The sequence below is a fragment of the Pauljensenia sp. UMB0895 genome, assembly GCF_030218905.1.
GTDB classification, from domain to species: Bacteria; Actinomycetota; Actinomycetes; order Actinomycetales; family Actinomycetaceae; genus Pauljensenia; species Pauljensenia turicensis_A.
On the sequence record NZ_JASOQR010000013.1, the window covers coordinates 263,974 to 271,203 of the forward strand.

Annotated in this window: 7 protein-coding genes; 6 read left to right on the top strand and 1 reads right to left on the bottom strand. The window is 53.9% G+C overall.

Translation table 11 applies throughout. The features are described from left to right. Positions 1 to 32 precede the first annotated feature (32 nt). The 6 genes from QP503_RS07290 (at position 33) to tyrS (ending at position 6,631) form a co-directional block, all read left to right on the top strand. On the top strand, positions 33 to 524 hold the full coding sequence (locus QP503_RS07290) for a flavodoxin domain-containing protein (protein ID WP_103633645.1): 492 nt from the start codon (positions 33 to 35) through the stop codon (positions 522 to 524). Between the two features lie 50 nt (positions 525 to 574). Next, a complete protein-coding gene (locus tag QP503_RS07295) occupies positions 575 to 1,087 on the top strand; it encodes an arginine repressor (RefSeq protein WP_006681559.1) in 513 nt (170 codons plus the stop codon). A gap of 57 nt (positions 1,088 to 1,144) precedes the next feature. Beyond that, the gene (locus tag QP503_RS07300; RefSeq protein ID WP_103633622.1) at positions 1,145 to 2,368 is read left to right on the top strand and encodes an argininosuccinate synthase; all 1,224 of its coding nucleotides are present in this window, start codon (positions 1,145 to 1,147) and stop codon (positions 2,366 to 2,368) included. Between the two features lie 139 nt (positions 2,369 to 2,507). Continuing rightward, on the top strand, positions 2,508 to 3,893 hold the full coding sequence (locus tag QP503_RS07305) for an O-antigen ligase family protein (RefSeq protein ID WP_285067758.1): 1,386 nt from the start codon (positions 2,508 to 2,510) through the stop codon (positions 3,891 to 3,893). Next, positions 3,890 to 5,323, top strand: a complete 1,434-nt coding sequence (gene argH, locus QP503_RS07310; RefSeq protein ID WP_006681556.1) for an argininosuccinate lyase — start codon at positions 3,890 to 3,892, stop codon at positions 5,321 to 5,323. Before QP503_RS07305 ends, argH begins: the two co-directional genes overlap by 4 nt. A 42-nt stretch (positions 5,324 to 5,365) precedes the next feature. Next, positions 5,366 to 6,631 carry a tyrosine--tRNA ligase gene (gene tyrS / locus QP503_RS07315; RefSeq protein WP_285101450.1) on the top strand — a complete coding sequence of 422 codons (1,266 nt, stop codon included), beginning with the start codon at positions 5,366 to 5,368 and terminating at the stop codon, positions 6,629 to 6,631. 298 nt (positions 6,632 to 6,929) lie between these two features. On the opposite strand, the gene QP503_RS07320 is transcribed toward tyrS, so the two are convergent. After that, the coding region (locus tag QP503_RS07320; RefSeq protein ID WP_285101452.1) for a hypothetical protein at positions 6,930 to 7,230 on the bottom strand (301 nt) is incomplete at its 5' end.

Genomic DNA, 7,230 nt, shown 5'->3' on the forward strand with positions numbered 1-7,230 from the left:
CTCCAGCCCGGCTTTCTGCCACACTTATAGCTATGCATATCCTTGTCACTGCTTCTTCAAAGCATGGTTCAACGAACGAAGTTGCCGACGCGATTGCGAGGCGACTCGAAGATGCCGGTCACACGGCTGATCGCATCGCGCCGGAGGATGTTACTTCTGTTGACGCTTATGACGCTGTGATTTGCGGTTCGGCTGTTTATATCCTGCAGTGGATGGATGGAGCGCACGATTTCATGGATCGTTTTAGCGCCCAGCTTGAAAACAAGCCCGTGTGGGCATTCTCAGTTGGTATGAATGGTGTTCCGAAGCATGCCCCTCAGGATCCGACTCGTATCGGTCCGCTTCTGACTCGCGTCAGTGCTATTGATCTTCATTCTTTTGCTGGTCGCTACACCCCATCGTTGCTTTCGTTGCGTGAACGCTCAGTTGCACGTCTTGCCGGTGTTGTGGAAGGCGATTTCCGCGACTGGGATGAGATCAACGAGTGGACTGATTCGATTCTGAAGGATCTCGAACAGCGCTGATTTTGGGTGCCTCGCGCCATTGTGCAATTTATACATAGTTACGTATAATCATGCATATGGGAGATCGAAGCACACAAACGCCCGCTGCGCGACGTGAAGCAATTCGTTCAATTCTTGCTAGCGGATCAATCGGTTCGCAAAAGGATCTTCGCGATCTGTTGCGTGAGCAAGGTATTGACGTTACTCAGGCAACTCTGTCGCGTGACCTTGTCGATATGCGTGCGACAAAGATTCGTGTGGCTGACGGCACTCGCATCTACTCCGTTCCCGATATTGACGGGGGAGCAACCCACGAAGGCGAAGCTGGACACGAACGCTTGCAGAAATGGTGCCAGTCGATCCTCGTTACCTCAATCCTTGTTGACCATCAGCTGGTGCTCAGGACAACGGTTGGAGCAGCCAATCTCTTGGCCTCAGCTATCGATGCTGTTCGTCTTGATGCGGTTGCGGGAACAATCGCGGGCGATGACACAATCCTTGTGATTTGTCGATCTTCTGAAGATGCGCAGCAGACCCAATCGTATCTGATGGATCTTGCTGAGCCCGGATCTTCCGCTCACTGAGCCCACACTTTTCTTATTCACTCCACTCTCACACTTTCATCGGAGAAGGAATACAACATGGCAGAGCACAAGGACCGCGTTGTCCTCGCATACTCGGGTGGTTTGGACACCTCCGTTGCTATTGGTTGGATCGGCGAACAGACCGGTCGCGAGGTCGTTGCGGTTGCAGTTGACGTGGGGCAGGGTGGCGAAGACCTCGAGGTCATCCGCCAGCGCGCGCTCGACTGCGGTGCGGTGGAAGCCTACGTTGCAGATGCTCGCGACGAGTTCGCCAACGAATACTGCATGCCGGCACTGAAGGCGAATGCCCTCTATGAAGGTAAGTACCCGCTGGTTTCAGCTCTGTCCCGTCCCGTGATCGCCAAGCACCTGGTGAAAGCTGCGCGCGAATTTGGCGCACACACTGTTGCTCACGGTTGCACCGGCAAGGGGAACGACCAGGTACGTTTCGAGGTTTCGATTACGTCGATGGCCCCCGACATGGACTGCATCTCGCCGGTTCGTGACCTTGCGCTGACGCGTGACGTTGCTATCGAATACGCCGAGAAGCACCACCTGCCGATCGAAACGACGAAGCATAACCCGTTCTCGATCGACCAGAACGTGTGGGGTCGAGCAATCGAAACTGGCTTCCTTGAAGACCTGTGGAACGCGCCGACCAAGGACGTCTACGTTTACACCGATGATCCGACTTACCCGCCGCTTCCGGATGAGGTCGTCATTTCCTTCGAAAAGGGCATCCCGGTAGCCATTGACGGTCGCGCAGTCACCCCGCTTGAAGCAATCCAAGAGCTGAACCGCCGTGCAGGCGCTCAAGGCATCGGTCGTATTGACATGGTCGAAGATCGTCTGGTTGGCATCAAGTCACGTGAGATTTACGAGGCTCCCGGTGCTCTCGCTTTGATCGAAGCACACCAGGGGCTGGAATCCATCACCCTCGAACGCGTGCAGCGCCGCTACAAGCGTGGTCTTGAGCAGATGTGGGGTGAATTGGTCTATGAAGCCCAGTGGTACTCACCGTTGAAGAAGTCCATGGATGCGTTCATTGAAGATACTCAGCAGTATGTGACCGGTGATATTCGTATGGTCCTGCACGGTGGCCGTGCAACTGTGAATGGACGGAGTTCCGAGGCTTCACTGTATGACTTCAACCTGGCAACCTACGAGACTGGCGATAGCTTCGATCAGTCTTCGTCGCGTGGATTCATTGATATCTACGGTCTGCAGTCGAAGCTTGCGGCTGCTCGTGACGTCCGTCTGGGTAACTCGCAGGGATACTGAGCAGACGTTCGTTTGGTCAAACAAACACTGATATGCACGTGTGCCCAAGGCTGATTTCCTTGGGCACACGTGTTTTCTTTATCTAAGTGTGCCCAATGGACACCGGGGCGTGGCACGTTCTTTCGCTAGAGTGGTCACGATGAAAGAATCGGTTGAGTTTCTACGCAGGTATGGGGCGAAGACGACGCCTGAGCGTCGAGCCTTAGATATCGTCACCATTGCAATCTTCTTTCTAGGCTTCGCAGGCCAAGGCGTACGTAATATCGTTGGCTTCTACGGGTCTTCGGTTGTCATGGTGGCATTATTTGTTGCTTTGGCGTATCTGATGCATCTCAATCAGATTCGTTTCACACGGGTTGCGTATCCACTTGCCACACTGCTGTTCGTCATGTGGTGCGCTTTATCGGTCGCATGGTCGCAATATCCGCATTATTCTGCGATGTTTGCCGTCGTGACAATCGGCGTGTCTCTTACAGGTTTGGCGATTTCTGCCTGTTACACGTTTACGGAAACAGCGAATCTTCTCATCGTTTCGTTCAAGGTCATTCTGATTGTTTCCTACGCTCTTGAGCTGTTCACCGCTCTTATCTGGAAACAGCGCTTGGCTCCGATTCCAATGATCCGCGCTGGGGAATCCGTGCCCGATATGTCCTATTGGGTTTATGGAGATCTTTTTAATGGTGGCCCTATTCAAGGCTTCCCCGGTAATCGGAATCCGCTTGCGTTTATTGCGTTGCTGTTGATTCTCTGTTTGCTTGTCAAATGGATGTCAACGTATAAAAACACGACGTCAACGATTATCTGGCTGATCATTTCGATTGTGACAATTGCTCTGACGCGTTCAGGAACGGTCACCGTCGCGGTCATCATCTGTATGGCGATCGCAATGTCCTTCGGTTTGGTGAAGTCGGTGACGCGTCCTCATCGTCCCGCCCTGATTTCTTTGATCGTCTCGCTGACTCTGACAGGAGCGGTGATCGCACTGTTTAACCGTTTGGCGATCACTGATTTCCTTGGTCGTTCCCCGGATTTTTCAGGTCGTGGTGACATCTGGAAGGCGCTTCTCCCCATGTGGAGCCAACATCCGATTCTCGGATGGGGCTTCACCATTGGCTATCAAGGTGATGTGCCTGTTTTTTCGAATTTCATTCGTCGCGGTGATGGAACTCCGACAACTCAGGCTCACAACTCGTTTATCGAGGCCCTTTTCCAGACAGGCATTATCGGAGTCTCAATTCTGAGCGTCGCCGTTGCGACAGTATTCTTTGGCACGTTCATTTACGCTGTGCGCCATATCGATGAATCCCGCAGGGTTGTAATGCCAGCAATGATTGCTTCAGCATTGATTATTCAGTCGACGGTTGAATCCCGTCTTTTGTTTGAAGGCAACTGGATTCTTTTTGTCATCTTGGCAGCGTGGGTGGCGAAAAAACAACCTTTTGCTTCACTGTTTGCAAAATATGGTCCCTTTAAACGTCTCGCGAATTGGAGTTTGTCGCGAGGGCAAGGAATGATGAACCCGTGACTTCGCAAGAGACAACAACACCGACTGCTTTGTGGGGTGGCCGTTTTTCCGGTGGTCCTGCGCAGGCGCTCGCAGCCCTTTCAGTTTCTACCCATTTCGATTGGCGTCTCGCGCATGTGGACATTGCTGGTTCTCATGCCCACGCTGACGCGCTGTACGAGGCTGGCCTCTTAAGCGCTGATGAAATCGACGCGATGCATGCCGCGTTGGCGCAATTGGATGCCGATGTTGCGTCGGGTGCGTTTGTTCCATCGCCGGACGATGAGGATGTCCATACGGCACTCGAGCGTGGTTTGCTTGAGCGCGCGGGTAGTGAGCTTGGCGGAAAGTTGCGTGCGGGGCGTTCGCGTAATGATCAGATTGCAACACTGATTCGCATGTACCTGCGTGACGAGACGCGCCATATTGCGAGCCGCGTCCTGGATGTTGTGGACGCGATTTTGTCGCAGGCTGCACGTGCTGGTGACGCTGTTATGCCGGGGCGTACTCATATGCAACACGCACAACCCGTTTTGGTGGCGCATCATCTGATGGCACACGCATGGCCTCTGATTCGCGACGTTGAACGTTTTGCCGATTGGGATAAGCGTGCCGCGATTTCTCCCTATGGCTCGGGCGCTCTGGCAGGTAATACTCTCGGCATGGATCCGCAGGCTGTTGCTCGTCAGCTCGGCTTTGATGATTCGGTGGATAATTCGATCGATGGAACCGCGTCGCGTGACATCGTTGCGGAGTGCTCTTTTATCCTTGCGATGATCGGCGTTGATATCTCTCGCCTCAGCGAAGAAATCATCATGTGGAACACCAAGGAATTCGACTACGTGACTCTTGATGATTCCTTCTCAACAGGATCATCGATCATGCCTCAGAAGAAGAATCCCGATGTGGCTGAACTCGCTCGCGGTAAAGCCGGTCGCCTGATCGGTGATCTGATGAGCCTATTGACGGTGCTCAAGGGCATCCCGCTGGCATACGATCGCGATCTTCAAGAAGACAAAGAACCTGTCTTCGATCAGCTGGATACGCTCGATGTTTTGCTGCCCGCTGTTTCGGGAATGGTTGAAACGATGACCCTTAACTTGGAGCGCATGGCGGAGCTCGCACCTCAGGGATTCTCGCTTGCCACGGACATTGCAGAGTGGCTTGTGCGTAGGGGAGTACCTTTCCGTAGCGCGCACGAAATCTCTGGAGCTTGCGTCAAGATGGCAGAGCGACGTGGCGTCGAGCTTGCTGATCTCAGCGATGAAGAATTGACCTCGGCCTCGTCGCTTCTGACCCCGGATGTCCGCGAAGTCCTGAACGTCGCAGGATCTGTATCCGCGCGACTGGGGAAGGGGGGAACTGCTCCTGTTCGCGTTGAGGAACAACGACAAGCACTTGCTGTCCGTATTGCTGGATGCCGTGAGTGGGCGTCCACCCCAACCCGCTAAGATAGCCTCGGCTACTTCGAGCCGAAATGGAAGGAATTTAAAGTGACCGACATTCTGGATGACCTCCAGTGGAGGGGTCTCATCGCCCAGCACACCGACATTGATGCTCTTCGCGAGCACCTGAACGCCGGGCCGGTCACCTTTTATTGTGGCTTCGACCCGACCGCAGCTTCTCTGCACCACGGACACCTTGTTCAAATTCTTCTGATGCGTCACCTGCAGCTGGCTGGTCATAAGCCACTCGCACTTGTCGGTGGGGCAACCGGTCAGATTGGCGATCCGCGTCAATCGGGGGAGCGCCAGCTGCAGCCGACCGAGGTCGTTCGCGGTTGGGCAGACAATCTGCGCAACCAGATCTCGCGTTTTCTCGATTTTGAAGGACCGGCCGCGGCGACGATGGTGAACAACCTCGACTGGACTGAGGAACTGAGCGCCATTGATCTGCTCCGCGGTATCGGTAAGTACTTCCGCGTTGGCACGATGCTCGGTAAGGACATTGTTGCGCGTCGTCTGGCATCGGATGAGGGCATTTCCTACACGGAGTTCTCCTATCAGATCCTGCAGGCGAACGATTTCCTTGAACTGCATCGTCGTTACGGTGCCACTCTTGAGACCGGCGGTAACGATCAGTGGGGCAATATGATCGGTGGCGTTGATCTGATTCGTAAGGTTGACGGCGAGGTGTCGCACGTGCTGACGACTCCGATTATTACGAAGGCTGATGGTACGAAATTCGGTAAGTCCGAGGGCGGTGCGATTTGGCTCGATCCGACGATGATGAGCCCGTACGCCTTCTACCAGTTCTGGCTGCAGGTTGAGGACGCCGATGTTGTTCGCTTCCTGAAGATCTTCACCTTCCTTGACCGTGCTCGCATAGAAGAGCTTGAGGTTGAGGTTGCAGAGCGTCCTCATGCGCGCGCAGCCCAGAAGGCCCTGGCGGCTGAGGTGACGAAGCTTGTTCACGGTGAAGAAGAGTTTGAGCGTGTTCTTGGTGCAACCAACGCCCTTTGGGGCGGTGGAGATCTGCGCGCAATCGATGCGGATACCTTGGCTTCTGCTACGTCGGATCTTCCTCGCGCAACTGTGAAGCTCGGTGAGGCAACGATGGTTGACGCGTTGGTTGAAACCGGTTTGGAAAAGGGACGAGGCGCCGCACGTCGCACGATTGCTTCCGGTGGTGCGTACCTGAACAACGTCAAGCTTGAGGACGCGGAAGCTGTGTTCACGGCTGACGATGTTCTGGCTGGTCATCGACTGCTGATCCGTAAGGGGCGTCGCAACCTTGCTGTCATCGAATTCGACGACTGAAGCGTCCGTATGGGAATCGCAGTGATTTCCTGATTGGACTCACCTGCGGGGCGGAAACACTACGTTTCCGCCCCGCAGTGCGTTTCTAACAGGTCATTGCATCTCGATATTGGTGCTGTGCTGCGTGGTGTTCTTAGATGTATTGGTCGCCGTGTACGTACGCAATCGCATGTATGTGGCGACGTGTAGGCGCCGTGTGACAGTCGGCGTTTGCTACGGAGATCTGAGTCGCAATCACGGTCTAGTTTTGTGGTCTGTAAAACGCTGACAGATCACAATTTTAGTGTTTCCTTGCTGCTCAGAGCCACTTTTCGGCGAAATACTGCGAATCTGCTGGTGTGCAAGAGGTAGGAATTGAAGCTTGCGCTGATTTGACGGTGTGGTGGGGGGTGGGTATTGTTTCTGTTGTTGCGCCGAGTGGTTGCAAGCTTTTGGGCCTGTTTGTGGTTTTGGGTTTGTGATTGTGGCGTGGTTGCTTCCTCCCTGTTTTTGATGGTTGCGGTTTTTTGTGGCTGTTTTGGGGTGTGTGGGTGTTGTTTGTGAACTCGATAGTGTGTTTGTTTTTATGCCTGTTTTTTGTTTTTGAGTTTGTTTTTATT